Here is a 23,049-nt window from a genome sequence, read left to right as displayed (position 1 = left end):
TGACCGGGCGGGCGCGCCCGTACCCGCGCTCCGCCACCGCCGCTGCGACACGCCCGGTGGGCCTGCTCCGGCCCGGCGAAATCCGACTATCGTCCGATTTGGGTCGTCGTTCGGCCATTTTGCCCCGTTGCTTCGTGTCCCCGCCGGCCGTTGTCACAGTTGATCCCGGTGACACCCCGATTGGTGGCCTGCGCGGCGAAGGAGTCGGCATGGCAAGGACTGATTCGACGGGTTCCACGTGGCGGTACCGGTGGGTGCACCGGCAGAACGAACGGCGGCGGCAGGAGTTCCGCAGCGCCGACAGGGCATGGCGACGACGCGACGACGAACTGCGCCGCCTGCGTACCCTCGCCGAGGAGTTCCGGGGCTCCGCGACGGCGGGCATCGGCCTGCCCCTGGAACTCGCGCCCGACGAGGCGGTCTTCTGGGTGCTGCCCGCCGCGCAACTGGTGGAGGTCCGGCACACCACCGTGCTGCCCGCACCCGACCTGACCGTCGCCCCGACGGCCGCGCCGCTGCGGCCCCGCAGGCCCGACGGCATCCGGATCGCCGACGCCGGCATGGCGGTGATCACCAACCGGCGGCTGGTGCTGCTCGGCGGTCGCGGCCGGCGCGACTGGGCGTACGGGAAGATGACCGGCCTGGCCCACGACCCGCACGCGCCGGTCACCCTGATGCAGGTGCTGGACCGGCGGCGCACCTCCGGCCTGATGCTTCCCGCCGACGTCGCCGCCGACTTCCGGTTCAAGCTGACCCTTGCCTTCGCCGACGCCATCGAGCAGCGCGACGCGGTGCTCGACCAGCTCGACGAGGCGATCGCCGAACACGCCCAGCTCAAGCCGTTCCGGCCGCAGATCGCCACCCCGGCGCAGGCCAGGCCCCTCGCGTTCGTGCCCGGCGGCCGGCGCACCGTGGCTGTCGCCGCCGGCATCGCCCTGCTGGTGCCCGCCGCGCTGCTGGACACCGACCCCTCCGACCCGACCGGCCCCGAGGTCGCCGTCGCCGCCACCCCCGCGCCGACCTCCGCCGCCCCACCGGTCGTCCTCCCGGCCGCACCGCCGAAGGCGCCGCCCGCCGCGTCGAAACCGCGACGCGGCACGACCTCGCCCACGCCGACGCCCGCCCGCGAGCGGCGCTGCGGCGCCCCCGCCAACCCGATGGGGTACGACTTCTGCGGCGGCGACCGCATCCGCCAGCCGGCCGTCGAGGTCTGCGACTGGTTCGACTGCGTACCCGACTTCTGGGCCGGCCGGGGCTACCTCGTGCAGTGCGGGGACGGCTCGGTCAGCCTCACCGGCGGACGGCGCGACGCCTGCGCCGCCCACGACGGCGTGCGCCGCACCGTCTGGCGCTGACCCCTCGGCGCCCCGCTGTGCCGACCGGGGGTGCGGAGATCGCCGTGTCACCCCGATCGCGTGGGAGCGGGCGCTCAGCGGAGGCGTTGCAGAGGGAGCAGGCCGGCGAGGATCAGCGCGGCGGCCAGCGGCAGCAGGTCCAGGCTCACGGCGATGCCCAGGAACCCGAGCAGGACCGGCGCGGGCACCCACAGCGGCAGCAGCCGAGGCCGGGTGGTCCCCGCCTGCACCAGCAGGGTGAGGAGGCCGACCTGGAACAGCAGCGGCCCCAGCATCATGACCGGCTCGGGCAGCGGCGCGGCGTCGGCGAGACCCGGGAACAGGTCGCCGAGGATCACCCAGACGAAGGCGGCCACGCCGATCAGGCCCAGCACGGTCGCCGTCTCCGTGAGCGCCCGCCGCCGGGGCGTGGCGGCGAGCAGCAGCCGGCGCAGCCCGAGGACCAGCGCGCCGAAGAGCAGGATCCCGACGAGGAAGAAGGTGTGGCCGACGTCCCAGGCCCAGCCATCGCCCCGGTCGCCGTCGAGGCCGTCGACGAGGCGGAGCAGGCCGTAGAGCAGTAGGAACGCCGGGCCGCCGACGGCGGCCGCCGGCACGATTCCTATCGACGATCGCGCATCGGTGTCGGTCATGTGTCCAGCGTCGTCGCCCGGCCCACGGTGCTCCATCGGGGACTTCCCGTACCGGCCCCCGACCGGTCACCCCGGAGCGCCACCCGGGGGGTTCGGGGTGGCGCGGTCGTCGCATCATGTTCCCTGTGATCAAGCTGAAGGGCGACCGGCGTCGCAAGAAGAAGAGCCGCTTCGACAACTGCGACGTCTGCGACTGCGACGTGCCCTGCTGCGACCTGGGGCTCTTCTCGTTCCTGCTCACCCTCGGCGCGCTGCTCGCCCGGCTCGTCGCGCCCAGCGGGGCGAGGCCTGCGCCCGGCGGGGCGTCGGCGCGACCCGCCGCTGCCGCCGCACGCACGCCGCTGGTGGACCGCGCGGGACGCGCCGCGATCCTCGGCTACCGGCGCTGGCTGTCGCACCGCTGGCCCGGGCAGTGCCGCTACACCCCGACGTGCAGCGCGTACGGGCTCGCCGCCGTGGAGCGGCACGGCCTGGCCGTCGGCGGGCGGATGGCCGCCGACCGGCTGCGCCGCTGCCGGCCCGACGTGCCGCGCGGCACTCACGACCCGCTGCGCTGACCGGCGGCCGGCGCCGCTCCGGGCCGACGCTCCGGTGCGCTGACCGGGCCGCCGAGGGCCCCGAGGCGCTGCCGGCGCTGACCGGGCCGCCGAGGGCCCCGAGGCGCTGCCGGCCAAGCGGGGTGGGCTGCGCGGATGCCGCCATCCGCGCCCCTGTGATCGGTCATGATGGCAGGATGGAGATCCGCTCCGACGACGGCGCCCGGGTGAGGATCCGGCCGGTGGGCTACCAGCCCGGGGTCGGGCCGCCGGACGACCCGGACGAGGCGGCGGAGTGGGACGACTGGCTGCTCGTCGAGACCGACGCCCGCACCGCCGACGGGCAGGCATGGTCGCACCTCGATCCCTGCCTGACGGTGGCCGAGGCGTACGCGCTGGCGGGCTGGTTGCGGCAGCAGGCCGAGACGACCGGCGACCCGGCGGAGCCCTCGGCGGTGGCCCGCTTCACCGAGCCCAACCTGGCGTTCCGCACCCGCGTGCTGCGCCGCCGCCGACTGGCGTTGACGGTCGAGTTCTCGTACGAGTCCCTGCCTCCGTGGATGCGACGGCAGCCGCCCAGCGCGGTCTACCCGCTGACGCTCATCGTCTCCGCCGACGCGCTCTCCATGGCCGCCGAGCAGTGGGCGCGCGAGGCCGACGCGTACCCCCGCCGCGTCGCCTCCTGATCGCCGCCGGCCCGGGGGCGGCGGTGTGTGGGCCCTTCCGCCGCCCGGCGCGGCGGCTACGGCCGGACGATCTGGTCGTCCGCCTCGTGGTGGCTCCACCACGTCGGACGGTGTTTGCGCAGGCTCCCCGCGACGCGGGTCAGTAGCAGCTGGTCATGGTTGAACAGCAGGGCCGCGTCTTCGGTCCGTTCGCTCAGGACCCGGGCGGTGGTCGCGAGCATGCTGGGGATCCCCTTGTCGCCCAGGACGTCCTTGCGCATGTAGAAACCGATGTCGACGTACGTGTCCGGCTCCCACACCCACAGCGAACCGTCGTCGTCTTCAGCCTCGTAGTAGCCGTGGGTGCCCCCGGTGATGTCGACGACGAAGCCGCATTCCTCGTTGAGGGCCGAGGTGAGCATGCGGTTCCCGGACGCGGTGCGCGTCTCGACGGCGTTCGGTGCGGCGAGCAGGGCCACCTCGTCGAGGGGAATCTCACCTGCCAGCGTCAACTGGAACTCAATGGCCATCCTCGCAGTCACTCCCTCAGTTCCGCCGGACGATCTGCACGATCGCACCACTCCGCTGCACCGCCACGAGTTCCTTCAGTCTGGGCACGGGCCAGTCGTCGAACTGCTTCTGAAGGGCGGCGAGGTCCCCGGTCCAGTCCTCCAGGTTCAGCACCACGCGTTGAGTCTGCCCCTTCTCGACCTTCTCCGAGACCACGGCCCAGATGCCGCGCACCGTCTTCGGGGGAGTGGGAGAATAACAGTCGAACACGTGGCCTTCGATCAGGTAATCCGGAGTCTTCTGCGGATCTCCCGTGTCGCCAGCGCTGAACCTGCCTGCTGCGATCTCCAACCGGGTGGGGTTCTGGTGGACCCGATAACCCCGGTCGGCGATCGTGTCGGCGCACTCGTTCTCCAGTTCCAGTGAACGTCGCACCTCGTCATCCGACTTCGGAGGAATCCTGGTCGGTGCTCCCGTCGGCGATCCGCCGACGACTCCTGTCGGTCTTCTGTCCCAGGACGAAGCTGGGCCGAGGCCGGTGCGGGCGGTCTCACCGGTAGCGGCTGAAGGTCGGGGGGTGGTGACGGCAGAAACGGGGCTCACCGGTGTGGCCCCGAACTGTCGCACCTCGGCGATTGCCGATTCGACGACCTGCCGGGCGGCGCTGGTGCGCTGCGCCACTGGTAGCAGGACCTGCTTGATGCCGTCCAGGGCGTGCAGCAGTGGCCCAGGCTGGCCGCCGTGCAGGATCACGGCGACAATCTGCTGCGCCCCCTGGATGTGGGCGATGGCCTCGACCGTGGCGCTGCGGGCCCGGTCGATCTCGCTCAGTACGGTTTGCAGTAGGGCAGCCGCCTCCGCGGGCGTGGCCTCGCGGGGCACGGCTGCGGAGGCTCCCGCCGCAGCAGTGATCGAGTCGGCGAAATCCGCCAGGGCGTCGTGAAGTTCCTTGATCCTGTCGCGTACGCGGGCGGTGCCTGCCGCCACGGTGGTGAAGCCGCTACCCGCGGCCCGCAGACCGACTTCCTGCGCCCTCCTGTCGGCGGCGGCTGCCAGCCCTCGCGCTCGCTCGACGCCCGCCAACAGCGCACGGAACTCGCCGTTGATCTTCTCGATGTGTGGCATGCGGCTGGTGCCCTCCGATCGAAGGCGGTCAAGGTGCCAGACGGCTGAGGTGCAAGCCCGCATCAATGTGTATCGCTGTCACTCTTCCTATTCCCAGGCGGGTCGAAGTCGGGGACGGTGAGTGAGCCGTCGGGGCCGAGGGGGAAGCCCGGGTTCCAGGCGATCTCCCAGACGTGGCCGTCGGGGTCGGCGAAGCAGCCGGCGTAGCCGCCGTAGAAGGTCTCGCGCGCCGGCACGGTCACCTGCGCCCCGGCGTCGGCCGCCGCCGTCAGCAGGTCGTCGACCTCGCCCCGGGAGCGGACGTTCTGCGCGAGCGTCAGCCCGCCGAACCCGCCCGCGCCCCGGTCGTGCACGCCCGCGTCGGCGGCCAGCTTCTCCCGGCTCCACAACACCAGCGCCAGGCCGCCCGCCTGGAAGAAGACCGTCTCCTCGACCTCCTGGCCGCGCCAGCCGAGCCGCTCGTAGAAGGCGCGTGCCCGGGCCACGTCGGCGACGCCGAGCGTCACGAGGCTGATCCGCTGTTCCATCACCCGACGACCCTCCACGTGCGACCCGGCACCGCTCACCGCCACCGTAGCGTCGACGCCGAGTCCCGTCCGGGCTCCGGTGGCCGAGTCCCGTACCGGCTCCGGCAGCCGAGCCCCGCCCGTGCTCCGGGCGGGCCCCGGACCCGCTCAGGTGACTCAGGTGCGGCCCGTCATGCGGTCGGCGAGGCGGCGCAGGGCGGGGGCGGTGGCGAGCAGCGTCTCGCGGTCCGTGCCGTCCAGGTCGGCCAGCGCGGCGGCGAGCAGGTCGCGCCGGTGCCGCCCGTACGCGGCAATCCGCTCCCGGGCCGCGTCGGTCAGCTCCAGCCGGACGATGCGCCGGTCGGCCGGGTCGCGTTCCCGGTGCAGCAGGCCGGCGGCGGTCAGCTCGCCGACGAGGGTGCTGACCGTGTTCGGCGCGGTGCCGAGCCGCTCGGCGGCCTCCCGGACGCCGATTCCCGGCCACCGCTCCACGAGCCGCAGCACCTCCACCTGGGCGTCCGGCAGGGCGACGCGGCCGACCCGCTGCATGGCGGCCCGGCGCAGCATCCGGTGCAGGTCGCCGAGCGCTCCGCCGAGCTGGTCGACTGTCTCGTCCGTCACAGGCAGGCCCCTTCGTCCGTGCAATAGCTCTGTAGTCAGAGCTACCGTATCCGGGCCGAGCCGTCAGCCCAGGGAGCAGCATGCCGTACGCCACCGCACCGCCCGTCCGCCCGGACGAGCGCGTCGCCCCGCCCACCGGGCGGGCCGCCGTCGTCCTGCTGGTGCTGCTCGGCGTGCTCACCTCGGTCGGGCCGCTCTCCCTGGACACCTACCTGCCGGCGTTCCCGGCGATGACCGGCGACCTCTCCGCCAGCCAGGCGCAGATCCAGCTCTCGCTGACCGCATGCCTCATCGGCATGGCTCTCGGCCAGTTCGTCACCGGCCCGCTCAGCGACCGCTTCGGGCGGCGCCGGCCCGTGCTGGTGGGCGTCGCCGCGTACACCCTGCTGTCGCTGGTGTGCGCGGCCGTGCCGACGGCCGAGACCCTGGCCGCGGCGCGGCTCGCGCAGGGCTTCGCCGGCGGCATGGGCGTGGTCGTCGCCCGCGCCGTCGTCCGCGACCTCTACTCCGGCCGCGAGGCCGCCAAGTACTTCTCCCGGCTCACCCTCGTCTTCGGCGTCGCCCCGATGGCCGCGCCCGCCCTCGGCAGCCTGGTGCTGCGCGTCGGGGACTGGCGTGCCATCTTCGTCGCCCTCGCCGTGATCGGCGCGCTGCTCGCCGCCGCCGTGGCGTGGCGGCTGCCCGAGACGCTGCCCGCCGCGCGGCGCAGCACCGGCGGCATCGCCGCCACGGCCGCCGCCGGCCGCTCGCTCCTCACCGACCGGATCTTCCTGGGGTACGCGCTGGCGCAGGGCCTCGCCTTCGCCGCGCTGTTCGCCTATATCTCCGGGTCGTCCTTCGTCTTCCAGGACGTCTTCGGCGTCTCGGCCGGCGCGTACAGCCTCGTCTTCGGCGTCAACGCGCTCGCCCTGGTCGCCGCCGGTCAGCTCAACGCGCGCCTGCTGGACCGCTTCCCGCCACGTACCCTGCTGATGCGTTCGCTGGGCGTGGGCCTGCTGGCCACCGCCGTCCTGCTCGCCGGCGCGCTGCTCGGCAGCCTGCCGCTGGTGGCGGTGGCGCTCTTCGTCTTCGTCGGCTCGCTCGGCATGGTGATGCCGAACGGCACCGCGCTCGCCCTGGACCGGCACCCGGCCCACGCCGGTACGGCCGCCGCACTGGTCGGCACCATCCAGTCCCTGGTGGCGGCGTCGGCCGTGCCGCTGGTCGGGCTGGGGGGCGAGGGCAGCGCCGTCCCGATGGCCGTGGTGGTGGCGGGGGCGGCGGTCGCCTCCCTCACCGTCGTCGGCACCCTGGCCCGCACCCGCCGCCCCTGACGGCCCTCTTTATTGCCTCGCTGCCTCCGCCGGCACTGGCAGCCTCGCCCGGCCCCGCGGTTAACCCCTCGCCGGAGTGTGGCGGCCGGCGGTAGCGTGCCGGCGTGTCCCGCACCGTCACCCTCGTCCTGGTCGACTCCGCCGGCGACCCGCTGGGCGCCCTGCCGCCGTTCGACGTCCCGTCGTCCTGGTGGCAGGAGGTCGGCCCCGTCGTGGCCGAGGCCCACCGGCGGTACGGCGTCGAGGTGGCCGTACTCCGCCTGCTGACCGGCGACGCGCCGCTGCCGATGGGCGGCACGGTCACGTACCTCGCACAGGTCGACGGGCCGCCCGCCGCGCCGCTCGTACCGGCGAAGCTCGACCTGTCGGCGGACCCGCTGCGCGCCCCCTACGCCGAGCCCGGCGGCCCGGCGCGCAGCCTCGCGTGGGCGACGGCCGAGCTGCGGCGGCTCGGCCGACCGGCGGAGACCGTCGTCCAGCAGCGCACCTGGAACCTGTCGGCGGTGTGGCGGCTCGACGGCCCGGGCGGCACGGCCTGGCTGAAGCAGGTGCCGGTGTTCTTCCGGCACGAGGCCGCCGTGCTGCGCTGGCTCGGCCGGGCAGCGCCCGGCAAGACGTCCACGCTGCTCGCCGACGACGGCGACGGCCGGATGCTGATCGAGCACGTACCCGGCGAGGATCGCTACGGCGCGCCCGTCGAGGAGCGGCTGGCGATGGCCGCCGACTTCCACCCGGTGCAGGTGCGATCCGTCCCCGACGTGGCGAGCATGGTCGCGGCGGGCGTACCCGACCTGCGCGCCGACGCCCTGCCAGGCTGGGTCCGGGACCGGCTGGTCGGCCACGACACCTCGCCGGTGCAGTCGCTGCTGGCGGGCCTGGAGGAACGGCTCGACGAGGTACGCGGGTGCGGGCTGCCGGACACCCTCGTGCACGGCGACCTGCACCCCGGCAACGTACGCGCCGACGCCGGACGGCACGTGATCATCGACTGGGGCGACGCGTTCGTGGGACACCCGGCGTTCGACGCGCTGCGGCTGGTCGAGGGGCTCGCGGACGACGTCGCCGCCCCGGTCCTCGCCGAGTGGTGCGCGCGGTGGCGGGCCGAGGTGCCCGGCTGCGAGCCGGAGCGGGCCGTGGAGCTGCTGCGGCCGGTCGCGGCGCTGCGGCTGGCGGCCGTGTACGCGATGTTCCTCGACGGGATCGAGGCCAGCGAGCGGGTCTACCACGCCACCGACGTCGACACCTACTTCGCGCAGGCACTCGCGCCCGCAGCCCCCTGAGGCCCTCTCCTGCTGTGCCAGCCGGGCCCCGGCGGTAGTCGGGCAGGCGGTCCCGGGCAGGAACCCTCAGCCGGGCGGCTCGATGCGCAGATGCTGGGCGAGCTGCCGATGTGCCGCCGAGAGGGCGTCCACGACCAGGGCGAGCACCTCGTCGGCCCGCAACGGTCTGGCGAGAGCCACCTCGAAGACCTCCCGGTCCGGGTGCTGCGCCTCGGACACCTCGGGTCGGCCGGAGAGCGCCGCCAGGAGAATGTCCTCGTCGACGACGTCCGGCCCGGTGTCGACCACGGCCGTCAACTCCTCGGCGAGGCTCACGGTCCACGACGATCCGTCGGCGGTGCCCACCGTCACGCCCGCCAGGAACTCCTCGCGACTGAGCGCCATCTCCGGGTCACCAGGGGAGGAGACGAGGTCGGCGAACCGCCGTGGCGCACGTTCCAGCGCCGAGGCGACCGCCGGGCGGCCGGCCAGCCGAGAGCCGTCGTACTCGTCCCAGCCGTTGTGGGAGCTGCTCGGCGACACGCCCGGCACGGAGTAGCGGCGGCGGCGAAACCAGGACATGGGGGCACTGTCCGACGCCGAGGCCTCCAGACGCAAGCAACACCAACCTGGTACGGCAGTCGTCAGTCCGCGACGAGACCGGCGGCGCCGCAGCCAGCACCAGCTGCCGTTAGGGCGCATGGCGTCACGGGTGGTCTCTGACAGATCATCCGGGCTCGTAAAGAAACGTCTGCACGCTCGGCAGTTCGGCGAGAGCCGCCTCGATCAGGGGCCGGACCTCGGCCCAGTCGAGGCCGCCGTTGCCGCAGCCGAGCGCCGGCACCGCCACCGAGGCGATGCGGTTGTCGCGCAGGACGCGTACCAGATCGGGTAGCCCGGCTTGACGTCGGCGAGGCGGGACGACGAGCGCCAGTGACCCTTGGTCGGGAAGTTGATGACGTAGTGGTGCCGGCCCGGCGTGCCCGAGTCGTACACGAACATCTGCCCGAGTCGGACGGTGCCGGCGGCGCAGGCGGCGCGGTATGCGGTGAAGTTCCCGGGGTGGGCCCTCTTGAAGGCCAGCGCGAGCCCCTTGCCCATCACCCCGACGGTGTTGACCGGGTTGACGAGCGCCTCGACGTCCGCGTCGAGCAGGCCGCCGTGCCGAATGCTGATCACGAAGCTGTTGCTACCACTCGGCTGTGACAACGGGTTCGGCAATAGAAGTGCGTCGGACTGTCAGCGAGACATGCGGAGGGAGCGGTCATAGCATCGCTGCTATTGCCTAACGGCGCGAAATGAGGGGTGGAGCGATGGACGATCGCGTTGACTGGAACGACCTACGTGATCGCCGGATGGTGGAGCCAGGAGCCGCCGAGGCGTACGAGGCGACGCGCATCGCCTTCGAGCTCGGGCAGGAGGTGCGGCTCCTGCGGGAACACAAGGGCTGGAGCCAGAGCCAGTTGGCAAGGTCCGCCGAAATGACTCAGTCTGCCGTGGCCCGGTTCGAGGCTGGCGGCACCGTGCCAACCCTGCCGGTGCTGGAGCGTCTCGCACGGGCGCTCAGCATGAAATTGGACGTCAGATTCGCTCCGGACGCCGACGCTGCCTGAACGCTCCCTTTTGCCGGGTACTCATGCGGCGATGGTTCGGGCGGTGGCGTACACGTCGGCGGGGAGGGCGTGCACCAGTCGCCAGATGATGCGCATGGGCCGGTCGCCGGTGTGCTCTCGATAGGTCATCGGGCCGGCGTAGAGGTAGGCCGGCGCGCCCAGGTCCCGGTCCGCGACGCGGGTCTCGCGTACGAAGAGGTGCACCGTCGAGCCGCGCGAAGCGTGGTGGATGTAGCGCTGGCCGGTCGCCGAGGCCGACGACGTGGTGCTCTGCGACTCCCACTGGAACAGGCTGTCGGTGATGGCCCGGTCGGCGTACAGGGTGGTGGGGGAGTAGTGCGCCTCCGACTTGACCAGGGTGACGAAGAAGAGGTCAGCCTGGGCATCGGGCAGCCACTTCACCCCCTCCCGCAGCGATCCCGGGTTTGGCATCCCGAAGGCCGCGCACGCCTCGTTGCGGCTGTAGCGGGCGTGCACCCGCAGCGGCACCTCCGCCGACAGCGGGCTCGGTGTGACCCGGTGGATGCGTTCGCGTAGCACCTCGGCCACCTGCCGCAGCTCGGCGCAGCGGGCCGGCTCCGCCCAGAGCCGCGCCAGCCGCTCGTCCCGGGAGGCCAGCGGCGCGTTCGGACCCCACAGGTCGAAGTGCAGCATGTCCCAGAGCCGCCCGGCGTCCGGCCGCTCACCTGCCGCCACCCGGGTCAGCAGATCGAGGCGGTCCGGGTCGTCGATGTGCAGCATCCGCCCGATAGCCCGGCCCAACTCCCGGTCGTACGCCCCCGGCATCGACGACTCCAGCCCGGCGAGCCGGCGCAGCCCTGTCCACCCGCCGATGGTCGCCGACCGGTACACGTCCTCGATCTCCACGCCGGTCTCCCGCAGGAACCCGGCGAGGCTGACGTCCCCGAGGTGCCGCAGCTCCGCCAACAGGCCGTTCTTCGACGTCGGCATGACGGTACGCAGGTTGTCGAGCACGACCTTGCGGGCGACCGGGTCCAACTGAATGTGGCATCCGCTGGGCAGCGACGGGAAATCCTGCTCGACGGCGTCCCTGATCTCCCTGCGGCTGACCCCGGTCAGCGCCCGCCAGCGCAGGTCGAAGCGGAAGTTGGCGTGCTGCCCGCCGATGAAGTCGAGCACCGTCAGGCATGGCTTGTCGTCGTCCAGGCGCAGGCCCCGGCCGAGCTGCTGGAGGAAGATAGTGGCGCTCTCGGTGGGCCGCAGCATCAGGACCGTGTCGACCATCGGCAGGTCGACGCCCTCGTTGAACAGGTCCACGGTGAAGAGGATCCGCAGCTTGCCGGCCTTGAACTCCCGCAGCAGATCATGCTGGGCGAGTCGATCCACGTGAGAGGTCACCGCCGCCGCCGGCACGCCGTGCCGCGTGAACCACTCCGCCATGAACCGGGCGTGGGCGATGCTCACGCAGAACCCGAGCGCCCGCATCCGGTCCACGTCGACCGTGTCGCGTACCGCCTTCAGCACCAGCCGCGCCCGCGCGTCGTTGCCGGTGTAGAGGCCGCTCAGTTCGCCCAGGTCGTAGCCCTGGCCGCGCTTCCAGCGCAGGTGCGACAGGTCCACGTCGTCGTGCAGCCCGAAATACTGGAACGGCGCGAGCAACTGCCGCTCCAACGCCTCCCACAGGTGCAGCTCCACCGCCACGCAGCCGTCGAACCACCGCCGCACGTCGCGGCCGTCGGCCCGGTCGGGGGTCGCCGTCAGCCCCAGCAGTACGCGCGGCCGAAGCCGCCCCAACAGCCGGGCGTACGTCGGTGCCTCCGCATGATGGAACTCGTCGACGATCACCATGTCGTACGCCTCGGGGTCGATCTCCCGCCGGTGTAGCGACTGGACGGAGGCGAAGACGTGCCGCCACATGGTCGGGGTCTTGCCCCCGACCAGCGTTTCGCCGAAGCTGCCGTCGAGCATGACCTGCCGGAACGTCGCCAGGCTCTGGGTGAGGATCTGTTCCTGGTGGGCGACGAAGAGCAGCGAATCGACCTGGCCGTTGCGGTGCAGTCGGCGGAAGTCCAGCGCCGCGACGACCGTTTTGCCGGTGCCGGTCGCCATCACCACCAGGTTCCGGTGCCGGCCGTGCACCTGCCGCTCGGCGTCCAGGTCGGCGAGGATCTCCGCCTGGTACGGGTACGGCCGCACATCCAGGTTGGCGATCTGCGTCGGCGAGTCCTCGCGCCGCTCCCCGCTGAGGGCGTTCCGTAGCCGCTCGGCGTCCCTGGTGGCGTCGTAGTCCTCGAACGCCGGGTCGTTCCAGTAGTCCTCGAACGTGGCGGTGAATGTGTCGATGACGTGCGGCTGCTCGACATTGGAGACGCGCACGTTCCACTCCACGCCGTCGATCAGCGCGGCTTTCGACAGGTTCGATGATCCGACGTACGCGGTGCTCATGCCGTTGTGGCGGCGAAACAGCCACGCCTTGGCGTGCAGCCGGGTGGTCCTGGTCTCGTAGGACACCTTGATTTCGGCGCCCAGCTCGGCGAGCCGGTCGAGGGCCCGCTGATCGGTCGCGCCCAGGTAGGTCGTGGTGATGACGCGCAGCTTGCCGCTCCGGGCGATCAGCTCGCGGATGGCCGGCTCGACGATGCGCAGGCCGTACCACTTGATGAACGCGCAGAGCAGGTCGACCTGCTCCGCCGACGCCATTTCGTGAGTGACCTCGTGGCCGATGCGGGGCTGGTGGCGGCCGTTGACCAGGAGTGCGCCGGTGGAGAGCGGGGTGGTGGGGCGCTGAGGGAATGCTGGTTGCGCGGGTGGGGTGGGTGGGGCGGCGATGGCGTGCAGGAGGTGCCTGGCGTCGGTGACCTGGTCTTGTGCCGTCGATGCCTGCGGGCTCTCGGCGGCGATGGCGTCGGCGATGCGGTTGGCTAGCTCGATTTGACGGTGGAGCTTGTCGTCGCTGTTGGGGATGGCGTGCAGGGCGCGGTGAGCCAGGGCGGCGATGTGACGGGCGAGGGCGTCGGGGGCGTCGGCGGGGTCGAGCTTGTGGTGCTGGACGAGGGCGGGATCGACGTGCTGGAGGCGGCCGGCCAGCTCACCGGTGATCAGGTGCTCGTAGACGCCCTGCTCAAGATCCGTCACCAGGGCAAGGTAGCCATACCACTCGTTGAGTGGTGTCGGGTCCCTGACAATCTCGGCTTACTCGGATGTGACAGGAGATGTGGTGTCATGGAATGCCAGCGTCGGGCTACGACAGGCTGACCAGCAAAAACATTGAGTGCCTCGCTTGCGCTTAGCGATTTCAACTGCTGCTCCTGGACCTCACACAGGCTGAACGGCCGAAGGTCGTGGATAGGTGGCGTCATGTGCCGTTCCCCTTGCCTGGATCAAGCGGGTAATATCGTGCGACTGTCGCCAGGTAAGCAATTTTCTGTTCGCAGTCATCTTAGAAATGGAGGCGGAGATTCGAAAACCCGTCGCGAGTTGGCCTAGCCCGACGAAGGCTCGGTTACCTTTGGCGCGCGTTCTTGGGCTCGGAACGCGTCTACGGCAAATGGGGATGGCGGACGGGTGGCCTACTCGCTTGGCTTGATGTTCGCTAGGGAGAGCATGAACGAGATTTCGGGATTGTCCGAATTCTGGGAGGAGTTTTGTTCTCTAGGGAAGGAGGTTGACTATTTTGTCACTGCCCGCCTGTTCGACGGGACGCCTGCAGCGTGGCCTCACGAACTCAACTACGTCAAGTGGCGACATCGGGTTGCCACCGAACTTGGCGTCGACCCGATGGCGGTCCAGTTAGTTGGAAGTGCTCGTTTGGGCTATTCGCTTAACCCAAGAAAAAACTTTAGGAAGTTCCATCAGAGTTCGGACTTGGACATCGCGGTGATCTCGCCGGAGTTGTTCGACCGGGCATGGAGCGAGCTTCGGGACATCATCGAGGACGAGTTCTTTGCAAACAAGAAGAACTATCTTCGGAAGCTGGTTTTTGAAGAGTGCATTGCCCTCGATGTTATACTGCCTCGCTTATCCTTTGGTGAGCGGTGGTCGCGGTCGCGAGATCGCTTCATCGAAGACCTCGGGGAAGCCTTCATCAATTGCGAAGTAAATTATCGACTTTACCGCAATCATAAGTCACTCAGAGCCTATCAGGTGAAGAGCGTGAATATCGCACGGAATCGTGCGATCGAGGAGGGCGTGCACAATGACTGATCACGGGCTCAAGTTCGAGATCGAGTCGAAAACTGTAGCCGAGTTCCGGTCGCTGAATAAGTCTGGCGAGCTTATTCTTCAGCCCGAATATCAGCGACAGGCAGTTTGGCCCGAACGGGCAAAGGTTTCCTTGATGGAGACTATCCTCCTTGGATATCCTATCCCAGAGATCTACCTCGCCTACGAGACCTCGCCGGAAGGTGAGCAGAAGGCTTCCGTTGTTGACGGTCAGCAGCGCTTGACCTCTCTGCTTGGATTTTTAAACAACAAGTTCCCGCTGGATGGGCTAGAGGACGAGAAGCTGAAGGAAAAGTTTGAGGGGCTGTTCTTCACGGAGCTCCCCGACGAGGTGCGTCAAGAGTTCTTTCAGTATCGGTTTCCGATTAGGCGACTCTCGAACCTTGCCGATGAGTTTGTGCGCGCAGTCTTCGCTCGCGTCAACAGGGTTAATATGGTGCTAACTGAGCAAGAGCTCAGGAATGCTCTCCTGCCCGGTCCCTTTAATGATTTTTTGAAGGATTGTGCCGCACATCCAATAAGTGCTGTATCCGGAGTTTTTAGTGGTGAGCGACGCAAGCGGGGTGGTGACCTGGAGTTTTATGCCGAGGTTTTCGGAACCTGCATATTTGGATTGTCTAACAAAAAAACCGAACTCGACGAGCGCTACGACAAAATCTCCTCGGATTTCGAAGACTATCAGGACCGCTCGGCGGAGTTCCTTGCGCTGCTAACGTTCCTAAAAAATACGATTAAGTGGGCCGGTCGAACCAGATGGTCGAATATTGTCGATATGTTCACGCTGCTGCATGTTTCTTGGGGGCTGCGCGAGAAGTTTGACAATGCGGATCCGGTCCAGATAGAGCAAATCCGGGACATCCTAGACTTGTTTCAGCGAGCAGTCTCAGCCAAGAAGAGAAATGGCGATAACGGTGAGGGGGCCAGCCTTACCGCATCCCTTTCCGTGATTCTGGAAATGTCGCCAGAGGAGGTTGTCAAGGCTGTTGAAGGATACATGTCGGGCATTCGGAACTCTTCAGACTTGGGGTCGCGGAGAATCCGCTCTCAGCAGCTGGGGTATTTGCTCCTGAGGAAGTTTGAAGGATAAAGGAACCACTGTAGCTGACTTCAGTATAGTCGGTGGCGGCGTGCGGATTGTCGGAGGCGGGTGCGTGCGTTTATCGGCCTCCTCTTCGTCAGTTAGCGGGAAGGTGAGCTGCTCGGCGAAGTCTGTTTCCCCATGACGTCAAGTGTGGGCGCGTTACTCCAGCTGGGCTGGAGTTTGGTGGTCTTCTACCAGCCCCAACTTCGATACGCGGGCTTGCGCGGAGGAGCTGTCCGGGTTAGCCAGGAGGGTGGCCCGTTCCTCGGTACGGCTAGGGAGTAGCTCGTCGTGCAGCGACTTGGCGATTCCGCGGCGGCGCCAGTCATAGGCCACCATCAGCTCGCTGATGGCGAAGGCCGTTTCCCATCCTCGTCGATAAACCCAGCCGGGATGGGCTCGTGGATGCCGCCCCACCTGGTCTCGGCGGGCAGCGGGAATGCGTAGATGTAGCCGACTAGCTCACCATCCACCGCGGCGGTGACGAGGTCCCAGCTGTCGCGCTGCATGTGGCTGTCAAGCTGGCGGCGGTACCGCTCTTCGCTGTGGAACTCGGCCGCCGTCCGCGTACACCAGCAGGTAGAGACCGACGAGCCGATCGATGAGCCCGGCGGCCTGCGCAGCAGTATGGTGCCGCAGCTTCAAGCCTTCAATCATGCGTGCGCCACCTCGTCGTGTTAAGAAGGAGGTCGAGCGTGTCTGCCAACAGAGCTGGTGCGACGCCAAGAGTTGCGGATGAGTTCATGTCGTGATGGCTGCCGTCGCGGTCTACCATCCGAGCTCCTGCCTCTCGTGCGATAGCTACTCCCGCAGTCATGTCCCAAGGATGGTTGGACAGCGTGAGCGCCGCATCGATTTTTCCCTCGGCCAACCAGGCCAAGTCGAGCGCCGCTGAACCCGTCATTCGCACCCGCTGCACGGACTCCGCGAGCCGGGCGGTCAGTGCGAGCCGGAGTCGGTTCTTGGCCGCTGCGTCCTTGCCCACGGCGTAGTCGCCGATGGCCACGATCGCCTCGCTCAAGCGGCTCGTCTGGCTCACCTGAATCGGGCTGCCGTCGACCGTTGCGCCGTCGCCTTGGGCGGCGGCGTAACGGTTGCCGAGGAAGGGCAACTCGATGACCCCGAGGACCGCCTCGCCGTGGTGCAGCAGCCCGAGCGACACCGCGCAGAGCGGGATGCCTCGCACGAAGTTGGCCGTGCCGTCGATGGGGTCGAGCACCCACTGCATCTCTCCCGACCCGCTGACGCCGTCCTCCTCGCCGAGGAATCCGATGTCGGGAGTTGCGGCGTGGAGGAGGGCGCGGACGTCGCGCTCGATCTCGTAGTCCAGTGCGGACGCCATGTCGCGGTCACCCTTGGCAGTGAGTGCACCGGGCGGCTTGCGGCGCATGTTTTCGGCTGCCCGCGCAACCGCCTCAATCGCGACAGGCAGTAGTTCGGCGTAGCCGCTCATACCTGTTGCCTCCGTCGCCACTGCGTCTCGAAGTACTGCTCAAAGACCGGGTAGAGCCCGCCCGGATCCTGCCTTCGTCGGGCGACGAACGCGGGGGAGTCGACTCCTCGGCTCTCCGCGAGGTACGGCTGCGCGACGCAGAGATCATCGACCAGGATCACGTTGAAGCGCAGCGTGTCGTCGTATACCCCCAGTTCCATCCGGTCCTGGAGTCCGGCAGGTAGCCGGTCACGCACGCGCGTGAGAGTTTCGATGTTGAGCTTCGTCAGGCCGGACAGTTGCCCCGTCGGGAAGCCTTCCTCCGTCTCGCGTGCTTGAACAGCCTGCCCGGCCGGATCGAGGAACAGAAGGCGAACGTGCGCGCCAGCCTTGACCAGGTCGTGCCAGCGGCGGTCCGGATAGCCCTGGGACAGCAGGTTGAGCGACAGGCCAACGGCCCGCACGGTGCTTGCACCGCTGAGCAGTTGATCGGGCGGAAGGCTGGCCGAGAACTCGGAGCGGTTCGTGTGGACGGCAACGAGGTCACCGAACCGATCCTTGCCCCGGCTGGCAGGGGAGGACGAGTCGAGAATCGCGGATAGCGCGAAGACCACGTCGCCGGGCGGGACGGTGCTCGTCTCCCAGTTGGTGATGTCGTCACCGGTAGGTCGCCAGGTCAGCGTCCGGGCCAGCACGGCGGCAAAGTCTCCGACGCTCAGTCCGAGGGCCTGACGAGCCCGCGTAACCTGCTCGCGCGCGGCTGCTCCGAGGTCGGGACTACTCCCAGAAACGGGAGCTGGCAGGCTTGCCTGGGGGAGCGCTGCCGCGAACCGGTGTTGGGCTTCGTGGGCAGCGTGAGTGAGAGCAGTATCCAGGGCCGACTGCATCTCCGGGCGGGGAACCACGCCCGTGCCGCCGGCTTCCCACTTCGAGACGGTCCGTTCGGCCACGCCCAGGTGCACGGCGAAGTCGCGGATGCTCATGCGGAGCGCGTGGCGCAGTGCCTTCGTCTCCCGGCCGGTCCATCGCTGCACGGGTGTCATCGTGCCGCCTTCGATCACGTCGAGAACGGTCATCGTGCACCTTACCGGCAGCAAGTGCAGTTCAGTTACTGGCCAAGTGCAGTGTGTGGTCGTTCTGCTCTTCGTGCAGCTCGGAGAGGGTCGACGCATGGCCTGGGGCGGGTGCTGGCTTTCGGAACTGCGGCGATTCCCCCACGACACAGCTCCGCTCCCGCCCGCCCCGGTGCCACGCCAACCGTTGCCAAGGGCCCTTCCGCTGTTGGATCCGCGAGCGAGGGCACCTCCCTGACATCCTTGAGGAGCCGGCATGCCCACCTCCGTCGACGATTCCCGGTGCCCACTCCCGTTCCACGTCGAGCTGGGTGGTCGGGCATGAGCGTGCAGGAGGTGGTCGGGCAGTGGCTGCGGCTCGTGGTGGCGGACGCGGAGCTGTCGCCGTACCTCATCGGGGTCGACGTGGAGCGGCTCGGCGCGCACCTGGCGGCGGGCCTCGCCGCGGCCGTCGAAGGCCAGCCGGCGACGGACCCGTGGCGCGGGTTCGGCCTGTCGGAGGAGCAGCACCGGCGTGTCGTCGACTACCTGGCGGGGGTGCTCTGGGCGCTCGACCTGCCCGACGAGCGGATCGACCGTGCCCGGCGGGCCTTCGCGGGCGAGGTGGGCGCGTGAGCATCGTCGCCGCCTGGGAGGCGGTCGTCGACAAGGGCGTCGAGCGGGGCGCGGACGACTTCTGGTGCACGCTGGCGGACCGCCGCCCCGGCCTGCTGCCTGAGCGGGACGCGCCGCTGCTCTTCGCCGCGCTCGGCCGCCTCACGGTCGGCGGCGACGACCCGGCCGGGCGGGCGGCGCTGCTGGCGGTGCTCGGCCGCGCGTACCGTCGGCATGGCCTGCTGCCGCACGCCGCCACGATCGGCGACGCGCTGCTCGCCGCCGTCGCCCGGCACGCGCGACCGCTGTGGACGTCGCGGCTCGCCGACGCCTGGGAGCGCGCCGGCCGCCGCGCCGACGAGGCCGTGCGCCGCGCCGCCGCTCGCGCCGAGGATGGCCCGGCCTGGTGCCCCGCCGAGGTGATCGGCCACGACCGGCCGTGCGACACGGTCGCCATCCTGACCGTACGCCCCTGGCAGCGCCTGCCCTTCCGGCCCGGACAGGCGGTCCCGGTCTGCACGCCGCGCCGGCCCGGCCGCTGGCGCTGGCTCTCCCCGGCCAACGCCCCGCGCCCCGACGGCACCGTCGAGCTGCACGTCCGCGCCGTCGCCGCCGGGGTCGTCGCCCACCGCCTCGTCCACGACGTACGCCCCGGCGAGCTGCTCCATCTCGGCCCGCCGCGCGACGCCGGCCTGCGCCTGGACCCGTCCGCGCGGGACCTGCTGCTCGCGGCCGGCGGCACCGGGCTGGCGCCGCTGCGCGCCCTGGTCGAGCAGGTCGCCGCCGCGCCCGACGGTCGGCGGGTGACCCTGGTCGTCGGCGTGCGCGCCTTCGCGGACCTGTACGACGCGCCCGCCCTCGACAAGCTCCAGCGTGCCCACGACTGGCTGACCGTCGTGCCCGCCTTCAGCCACGACCCCGCCGCCGAGCCCGCCGAGCAGGGCGACGCCCTGACCATCGCCCTCGACCATCGTCACCCCGAGGACGACGTGTACGTCTGCGGCCCGCCCCCGATGCTCGCCGGCGCGCGGCTGCGGCTGCTCGCCGCCGGGGTGCCCGCCGACCGCATCCACCTACCGTCGGCGATGGTGCCCTGATGACCGTCTACCGCAACTCGAAGCCGAAGGTAGGTGCAGGCCCAGCGGGCCGGCCGATGAGCGGGGTCACGCACCCGCGACCCTGCCTGACCCACCTGGCCGCGATCCGCCGGGCTCTGCCACAGGTCGGCCACTTCTCCACCGCCACTGGTCGATCGGAACGCCCCTCACTCAGGCCGTCCTTTGTGGAATGAGAGCATGGCGGCATGGATATCTACGAGGACGCCCGGACCGTGTCTCGGGCGGATCTGGCGGCCTGGCTTCGCCAGTTGGCGGGCCAACTGGAGACCACCGGGCACCTTTTCTACGGCGCTGCGGGTGCGATCGCCGTCGCCGACCAGGTGCGGTGCGAACTGGAGGTCGAGCAGGAGGGCAAGGACGAATTCTCGGTCGAGATCGAGTTCTCCTGGGTCAACCCGAGGACCGTTGAGGCGGTCGAGCCCGCCGTCGAGACGGGGGCCGCCCAGGAGACCGAGGCGAAGACGGAAGCACCGGATACGGCGGAGAGTTCCACCGCCGAATAGCGTGGTGCGACGGCGCTCCGAAAGCCCACGCATGTGATTACGTACCTGGGGTAGCGAACGCCTTGGCCTGGGATTACCCCCCGGGCCAAGGCTCATCTCGCTCATGGCCCCACCGGTCACCACGCCCGCTCGTCACCGTCCGGCCTGCTCCCTGCTCGGCGGAGCAGCCGTCGTCGCCGGTGTTGCGGCGCTTGCCCGCTGGACGCGCTAGAGGGTGCCCTCGGCCAGCCATGCCAGGCCCAGCGCTGCGGAGCCGGTCATTGCTTTCCATGGCCGGCGGCGATCACGGCAGCCAGGAGCAGCAGTGCTCCGTGTGCGGAGAGGAGGTCTGGACCGGCCGTCCGCGTGCTGGGAGCGAGCTGCGCGATGCTGGCCTGCACGACCTGTTCGGCATCGTTCTCCCTCCCCGGCAGCCGCAGGAGTCCGCACGCTGCTTGGTAAGCAGCGACTGCCGCCAGCCGACGATCATGGTCCCCTGAAGCCCGGCCGTCGAGGTGCACTGCGCCCTCGCATTGGGTGCGGTGAATCTTGGAAAGCAAGTGCCCCTCCGGGGGCCTTCTCTTTCCAAGATTCACTGCGCACCGCGCACCGCGAAGGTCGCCCGCCTACCGCGCAGCGCGCAGCTTGCCCGCTCACCTGTGCGGCTGACTGACGCTGCCGCGTCGGGTCAGCGACGATCACGGAGATCACTAGGATCGGCGCCGTGATGATCAAACGACGGCTCCCGGCAGTCCTCTTAGGACTGTTGGTGGCCTTCCCGACACTGGGCGTGCCCCCCGCCTACGCCGACGAGCACGAGACCGAACCCGTCGAGCCGCCCAAGGTGGAGCTGGTGCTCGACGTGAGTGGTTCGATGCGCGCCAAGGACATCGGCGGGCGTACCCGTATCGCGGTCGCGCAGGAGGCGTTCAACGACGTCGTGGACGCGCTGCCCGAGACGACGGATCTGGGCATCCGCGTCCTCGGCGCGACCTACGGTGGCGACGACAAGAAGCTCGGCTGCCAGGACACGCAGCAGCTCGTACCGGTCGGCCCGGTCGACCGGGTGAAGGCCAAGAACGCCATCGCCACCCTGCGTCCGACCGGCTTCACCCCGGTCGGGTTGGCCCTGCGCGAGGCGGCCAAGGACCTCGGCAGCGGCGAGACCACCCGACGCATCGTGCTCATCACCGACGGTGAGGACACCTGCGCGCCGCCGGACCCCTGCGAGGTGGCCCGGGAACTGGCCGCCCAGGGCACCCACCTGGTGGTCGACACGCTCGGTCTCATCCCCGACGAGAAGGTACGCAAGCAGCTCGTCTGCATCGCCTCGGCGACCGGGGGCACGTACACCTCGGCGCAGAGCAAGGACGACCTGACCCGGCGGATCAAGCAGCTCGTGGAGCGGGCCAAGGACACGCACGCCAAGACGCCCGCGAAGGTCACCGGCACCGACGTCTGCGCCAAGGCGCCCGTGCTCACCCCCGGCGTCTACACCGACCGGGAGCGGTTCGAGGAGCACCGGTGGTACCGGATCCCGGTCCAGCCGGGGCAGGAGCTGCGGGCCTCGGTGAGCATCGGCCTGGACCGGCCGTTGAACCGGGACTACGGCGTACTGCTGCGGGCCACCGCCACCGACGGGCGGGAACTGGTCCGGGGCAACGACGCCGGCAGTGGTCGTACCGACGTGCTGTCGACCGGCGTGCGCTGGTCGGCGGCGGACGACGAGGACGAGGAGGCGGAAGAGAACGACGACAAGGGCGGGGTCTTCTCCGACTCGACCGAGAAGGCGCCCGAGCCCACCGTCGTCTGCCTGGTGGTCAGCAACTCCTTCTCCGCCAAGGCGGGTGCCGCCGCGGCGCCGGGCATGCCGCTCGAACTGACCATCGACCTGGTCGACGCGTCGCCCGCCCCGAACAACCCGGGTCTCGGCCGGGGTTGGGTGCTGCTGGGCGTACTGACCCTCGCGGGTCTGCTCAGTGGGCTGATCGTTGGTTGGCTGACCCGTTGGTGGGTAGCGGTCTGGAGGACCAGATGAGGACGCGCAACGCTCCGATCCCGGCCCGCCGGGCGGCGGTGCTGCTCGCCGCCACCGGTATCGCCGTCGCGCTGCCGGCCGCCGCCAGCGCGGACACGCCCACCCCGTCACCGGGGGCCGCCACCATCAACAAGGCCGGCACCTCGTTCCTCACCGCCGCCGGGATCAGCCCCGGCCAGCCGGTACGGGTCGGCGCCTCCGTGGGCGACTACCTGTACTGGTCGTTCACGGCTGCGGCGGGGGACACCCACCACGTGGCGGCCACCGTGTCGCTGCCCGCTGCGGCGAGCAGGAAGGGCGACTCCACCTGGACCGTCGAGGTCTTCGACGGGCTGCGCCGCCGACAGGCGTGCGTCGCCGGGGCGCAGACCCCGGTGGCCTCGAAGAGCGCCGCCACCGTCGAACTCGACTGCGAGCTGCGCCAGGTGCGCTCGTGGGCCGAGCCGTGGTCGGGTGACCCGCTGCCGGGCACGTACTACGTCCGGCTGTCCGGCATCGAGCTGCCGGAGCAGGAGTTGGGCCTGCCGATCGAGGTGAGCCTGCTGGTCGGGGTGGAGTCCGACGGCGACACCAAGCCGGAGGGCGGCGACCTGAAGGAGCCGCTGGTCCCGGCGGTCAACCCGGGCAAGGTGCTCGCCGGCGACCCGACCACCAGCACGCCGGACCCGGCGGCGGCCGGTGACGAGGAGGACGGCTGGTTCGACTGGGTTCGCTGGCCGAGCCTGTCGTCCCGCTGGTACTGGACCATCGCGGGCGGCATCCTGGCCGCTGTCGCGGGTGTGGTCGGCTTCGCCCTGACCCGCCCCCGCCAGCGCGTCGGCTGACCGCAAGCGCGGTTCGGGGCACGGCGCGACAGCCGGCGCACCGGAGAAAGTAGCAGAGCGACGGTGACAGCGGGGCGGGCATGACCGAAC

Annotated in this window: 23 protein-coding genes and 1 pseudogene; 13 read left to right on the top strand and 11 right to left on the bottom strand. The window is 70.1% G+C overall.

What is annotated here, in order from left to right:
- The first annotated feature begins 209 nt into the window (after positions 1–209).
- Complete coding sequence (locus ACGFIG_RS06150) at positions 210–1,355, top strand: hypothetical protein (RefSeq protein WP_392999764.1); 1,146 nt, start codon at positions 210–212, stop codon at positions 1,353–1,355.
- A gap of 74 nt (positions 1,356–1,429) precedes the next feature.
- On the opposite strand, the gene ACGFIG_RS06145 is transcribed toward ACGFIG_RS06150, so the two are convergent.
- Complete coding sequence (locus ACGFIG_RS06145) at positions 1,430–1,987, bottom strand: hypothetical protein (RefSeq protein ID WP_392999762.1); 558 nt, start codon at positions 1,985–1,987, stop codon at positions 1,430–1,432.
- A gap of 125 nt (positions 1,988–2,112) precedes the next feature.
- Between ACGFIG_RS06145 and yidD the strand changes: the two genes are divergently transcribed.
- Together yidD and ACGFIG_RS06135 are read left to right on the top strand one after the other, a co-directional pair.
- The gene (gene yidD / locus ACGFIG_RS06140) at positions 2,113–2,544 is read left to right on the top strand and encodes a membrane protein insertion efficiency factor YidD (protein WP_392999760.1); all 432 of its coding nucleotides are present in this window, start codon (positions 2,113–2,115) and stop codon (positions 2,542–2,544) included.
- Between the two features lie 176 nt (positions 2,545–2,720).
- Positions 2,721–3,209, top strand: a complete 489-nt coding sequence (locus ACGFIG_RS06135; protein ID WP_392999758.1) for a hypothetical protein — start codon at positions 2,721–2,723, stop codon at positions 3,207–3,209.
- Between the two features lie 56 nt (positions 3,210–3,265).
- Here the strand turns inward: ACGFIG_RS06135 and ACGFIG_RS06130 are convergent, their stop codons facing one another.
- The 5 genes and pseudogenes from ACGFIG_RS06130 to ACGFIG_RS06110 form a co-directional block, all read right to left on the bottom strand.
- Entirely contained in the window at positions 3,266–3,718 is a 453-nt protein-coding gene (locus tag ACGFIG_RS06130) for a SitI3 family protein (RefSeq protein ID WP_392999756.1), read from the bottom strand.
- 16 nt (positions 3,719–3,734) lie between these two features.
- Positions 3,735–4,133 carry a hypothetical protein gene (locus ACGFIG_RS06125; protein WP_393001327.1) on the bottom strand — a complete coding sequence of 133 codons (399 nt, stop codon included), beginning with the start codon at positions 4,131–4,133 and terminating at the stop codon, positions 3,735–3,737.
- Between the two features lie 189 nt (positions 4,134–4,322).
- Positions 4,323–4,823, bottom strand: a pseudogene (locus tag ACGFIG_RS06120) (DUF6244 family protein); the annotation flags it as partial.
- A 62-nt stretch (positions 4,824–4,885) separates the two neighbouring features.
- Positions 4,886–5,350 (bottom strand): VOC family protein, encoded by a 465-nt coding sequence (locus ACGFIG_RS06115; protein WP_392999754.1) that lies wholly within the window; start codon positions 5,348–5,350, stop codon positions 4,886–4,888.
- A 156-nt stretch (positions 5,351–5,506) separates the two neighbouring features.
- Positions 5,507–5,950 (bottom strand): MarR family winged helix-turn-helix transcriptional regulator, encoded by a 444-nt coding sequence (locus ACGFIG_RS06110; protein ID WP_392999752.1) that lies wholly within the window; start codon positions 5,948–5,950, stop codon positions 5,507–5,509.
- A gap of 80 nt (positions 5,951–6,030) precedes the next feature.
- On the opposite strand from ACGFIG_RS06110, the gene ACGFIG_RS06105 reads away from it, so the two are divergent.
- Together ACGFIG_RS06105 and ACGFIG_RS06100 are read left to right on the top strand one after the other, a co-directional pair.
- Positions 6,031–7,263: a multidrug effflux MFS transporter gene (locus tag ACGFIG_RS06105; RefSeq protein ID WP_392999750.1), complete on the top strand. Its 1,233-nt coding sequence runs from the start codon at positions 6,031–6,033 to the stop codon at positions 7,261–7,263.
- Between the two features lie 104 nt (positions 7,264–7,367).
- On the top strand, positions 7,368–8,543 hold the full coding sequence (locus ACGFIG_RS06100; RefSeq protein WP_392999748.1) for an aminoglycoside phosphotransferase family protein: 1,176 nt from the start codon (positions 7,368–7,370) through the stop codon (positions 8,541–8,543).
- Positions 8,544–8,609: 66 nt separating this feature from the next.
- Here ACGFIG_RS06100 and ACGFIG_RS06095 read toward each other — a convergent pair whose 3' ends face one another.
- A complete protein-coding gene (locus ACGFIG_RS06095; protein ID WP_392999746.1) occupies positions 8,610–9,104 on the bottom strand; it encodes a hypothetical protein in 495 nt (164 codons plus the stop codon).
- Between the two features lie 204 nt (positions 9,105–9,308).
- Positions 9,309–9,701, bottom strand: a complete 393-nt coding sequence (locus tag ACGFIG_RS06090; protein WP_392999744.1) for a macro domain-containing protein — start codon at positions 9,699–9,701, stop codon at positions 9,309–9,311.
- 134 nt (positions 9,702–9,835) lie between these two features.
- Between ACGFIG_RS06090 and ACGFIG_RS06085 the strand changes: the two genes are divergently transcribed.
- Positions 9,836–10,135 carry a multiprotein-bridging factor 1 family protein gene (locus ACGFIG_RS06085; protein ID WP_392999742.1) on the top strand — a complete coding sequence of 100 codons (300 nt, stop codon included), beginning with the start codon at positions 9,836–9,838 and terminating at the stop codon, positions 10,133–10,135.
- 21 nt (positions 10,136–10,156) lie between these two features.
- Here ACGFIG_RS06085 and ACGFIG_RS06080 read toward each other — a convergent pair whose 3' ends face one another.
- Positions 10,157–13,231: a DUF3427 domain-containing protein gene (locus tag ACGFIG_RS06080; protein ID WP_392999740.1), complete on the bottom strand. Its 3,075-nt coding sequence runs from the start codon at positions 13,229–13,231 to the stop codon at positions 10,157–10,159.
- A gap of 468 nt (positions 13,232–13,699) precedes the next feature.
- Here ACGFIG_RS06080 and ACGFIG_RS06075 point away from each other — a divergent pair, with 468 nt between their 5' ends.
- On the top strand, positions 13,700–14,299 hold the full coding sequence (locus ACGFIG_RS06075; protein WP_392999738.1) for a hypothetical protein: 600 nt from the start codon (positions 13,700–13,702) through the stop codon (positions 14,297–14,299).
- Positions 14,292–15,404, top strand: a complete 1,113-nt coding sequence (locus tag ACGFIG_RS06070) for a DUF262 domain-containing protein (RefSeq protein WP_392999736.1) — start codon at positions 14,292–14,294, stop codon at positions 15,402–15,404. Before ACGFIG_RS06075 ends, ACGFIG_RS06070 begins: the two co-directional genes overlap by 8 nt.
- A gap of 643 nt (positions 15,405–16,047) precedes the next feature.
- On the opposite strand, the gene ACGFIG_RS06065 is transcribed toward ACGFIG_RS06070, so the two are convergent.
- The gene (locus ACGFIG_RS06065; protein ID WP_392999734.1) at positions 16,048–16,851 is read right to left on the bottom strand and encodes an inositol monophosphatase family protein; all 804 of its coding nucleotides are present in this window, start codon (positions 16,849–16,851) and stop codon (positions 16,048–16,050) included.
- Entirely contained in the window at positions 16,848–17,906 is a 1,059-nt protein-coding gene (locus ACGFIG_RS06060) for a DUF5919 domain-containing protein (RefSeq protein ID WP_392999732.1), read from the bottom strand. Before ACGFIG_RS06060 ends, ACGFIG_RS06065 begins: the two co-directional genes overlap by 4 nt.
- 318 nt (positions 17,907–18,224) lie before the next feature.
- On the opposite strand from ACGFIG_RS06060, the gene ACGFIG_RS06055 reads away from it, so the two are divergent.
- The 5 genes from ACGFIG_RS06055 (at position 18,225) to ACGFIG_RS06035 (ending at position 22,959) form a co-directional block, all read left to right on the top strand.
- Positions 18,225–18,518 (top strand): hypothetical protein, encoded by a 294-nt coding sequence (locus ACGFIG_RS06055; protein ID WP_392999730.1) that lies wholly within the window; start codon positions 18,225–18,227, stop codon positions 18,516–18,518.
- A complete protein-coding gene (locus ACGFIG_RS06050; RefSeq protein ID WP_392999728.1) occupies positions 18,515–19,594 on the top strand; it encodes an FAD-binding oxidoreductase in 1,080 nt (359 codons plus the stop codon). Before ACGFIG_RS06055 ends, ACGFIG_RS06050 begins: the two co-directional genes overlap by 4 nt.
- A gap of 206 nt (positions 19,595–19,800) precedes the next feature.
- A complete protein-coding gene (locus tag ACGFIG_RS06045; RefSeq protein ID WP_392999726.1) occupies positions 19,801–20,118 on the top strand; it encodes an amphi-Trp domain-containing protein in 318 nt (105 codons plus the stop codon).
- A 706-nt stretch (positions 20,119–20,824) separates the two neighbouring features.
- A complete protein-coding gene (locus tag ACGFIG_RS06040; RefSeq protein WP_393001325.1) occupies positions 20,825–22,135 on the top strand; it encodes a VWA domain-containing protein in 1,311 nt (436 codons plus the stop codon).
- Positions 22,132–22,959 (top strand): peptidase, encoded by an 828-nt coding sequence (locus tag ACGFIG_RS06035; RefSeq protein WP_392999724.1) that lies wholly within the window; start codon positions 22,132–22,134, stop codon positions 22,957–22,959. Before ACGFIG_RS06040 ends, ACGFIG_RS06035 begins: the two co-directional genes overlap by 4 nt.
- Positions 22,960–23,049 lie beyond the last annotated feature (90 nt).

Source organism: Micromonospora sp. NPDC049048, assembly GCF_043197615.1.
Lineage (GTDB): Bacteria > Actinomycetota > Actinomycetes > Mycobacteriales > Micromonosporaceae > Micromonospora.
Note: the sequence above shows the minus strand (reverse complement) of the source record. Positions and strands in the feature narration are given on the sequence as shown.

Coding starts and splice junctions, on each gene's coding strand:
- ACGFIG_RS06075 (WP_392999738.1), top strand. CDS start 13,700: ATGAACGAGATTTCGGGATTGTCCGAATTCTGGGAGGAGTTTTGTTCT.
- ACGFIG_RS06060 (WP_392999732.1), bottom strand. CDS start 17,906: ATGACCGTTCTCGACGTGATCGAAGGCGGCACGATGACACCCGTGCAG.
- ACGFIG_RS06045 (WP_392999726.1), top strand. CDS start 19,801: ATGGATATCTACGAGGACGCCCGGACCGTGTCTCGGGCGGATCTGGCG.
- ACGFIG_RS06135 (WP_392999758.1), top strand. CDS start 2,721: ATGGAGATCCGCTCCGACGACGGCGCCCGGGTGAGGATCCGGCCGGTG.
- ACGFIG_RS06065 (WP_392999734.1), bottom strand. CDS start 16,851: ATGAGCGGCTACGCCGAACTACTGCCTGTCGCGATTGAGGCGGTTGCG.
- ACGFIG_RS06070 (WP_392999736.1), top strand. CDS start 14,292: ATGACTGATCACGGGCTCAAGTTCGAGATCGAGTCGAAAACTGTAGCC.
- ACGFIG_RS06085 (WP_392999742.1), top strand. CDS start 9,836: ATGGACGATCGCGTTGACTGGAACGACCTACGTGATCGCCGGATGGTG.
- ACGFIG_RS06040 (WP_393001325.1), top strand. CDS start 20,825: ATGATCAAACGACGGCTCCCGGCAGTCCTCTTAGGACTGTTGGTGGCC.
- ACGFIG_RS06130 (WP_392999756.1), bottom strand. CDS start 3,718: ATGGCCATTGAGTTCCAGTTGACGCTGGCAGGTGAGATTCCCCTCGAC.
- ACGFIG_RS06055 (WP_392999730.1), top strand. CDS start 18,225: ATGAGCGTGCAGGAGGTGGTCGGGCAGTGGCTGCGGCTCGTGGTGGCG.
- ACGFIG_RS06150 (WP_392999764.1), top strand. CDS start 210: ATGGCAAGGACTGATTCGACGGGTTCCACGTGGCGGTACCGGTGGGTG.
- ACGFIG_RS06035 (WP_392999724.1), top strand. CDS start 22,132: ATGAGGACGCGCAACGCTCCGATCCCGGCCCGCCGGGCGGCGGTGCTG.
- ACGFIG_RS06095 (WP_392999746.1), bottom strand. CDS start 9,104: ATGTCCTGGTTTCGCCGCCGCCGCTACTCCGTGCCGGGCGTGTCGCCG.
- ACGFIG_RS06145 (WP_392999762.1), bottom strand. CDS start 1,987: ATGACCGACACCGATGCGCGATCGTCGATAGGAATCGTGCCGGCGGCC.
- ACGFIG_RS06115 (WP_392999754.1), bottom strand. CDS start 5,350: ATGGAACAGCGGATCAGCCTCGTGACGCTCGGCGTCGCCGACGTGGCC.
- ACGFIG_RS06105 (WP_392999750.1), top strand. CDS start 6,031: ATGCCGTACGCCACCGCACCGCCCGTCCGCCCGGACGAGCGCGTCGCC.